1 protein-coding gene is annotated in these 408 nt (G+C 41.9%); it reads right to left on the bottom strand.

Annotated elements, in window-relative coordinates; genetic code table 11:
* Positions 1 to 368, bottom strand: a 368-nt coding sequence (locus tag KH400_RS29845) for a hypothetical protein (protein WP_217228164.1), incomplete at its 3' end; no start/stop codon positions are given.
* Positions 369 to 408 lie beyond the last annotated feature (40 nt).

A 408-nucleotide genomic window follows, 5' to 3' on the forward strand; every position in this document is an offset into this window, starting at 1 on the left:
CCTTTCTCCTCCCTCTTCTTCTCTTTTCCTTTCCTTTTTTCCTCTCCTTTCTTCTCCTTTTTTTTTTCTTCTTTTTTCTTTCCTTCTCCCTCTTCTTTCCCTTTTCTTCCCTCCTTCTTCTTTTCTTTCTCCTCTTCTTTTCCCTCCTCTTTTCCCTTCTTTCTTCCTTTCTCTTTTCCTTCTCCTTCTTTTCTTCTCCTTCTCCCTTTCCCTCTTTCCCTCCTTTCTCTTCCTTCCCTCCTCCCTCTTCCTTCTTCTTTTTTTCCCTCTTTCTTCTCTTCTTTCTTTTTATTTCCCCTTCTTTTCTCTTCTTTTTCCTTTTTTTCTTTCCACCTCCTCCTCTCTTTCCCCTCCTCTTTTCCTCTCACCTTTCTCCCTCTTTCCCTCTCTCTTTTTTCCCTCCCTCCC

Origin of the sequence: Desertibacillus haloalkaliphilus, assembly GCF_019039105.1 — a bacterium.
Classification (GTDB): Bacteria; Bacillota; Bacilli; order Bacillales; family KJ1-10-99; genus Desertibacillus; species Desertibacillus haloalkaliphilus.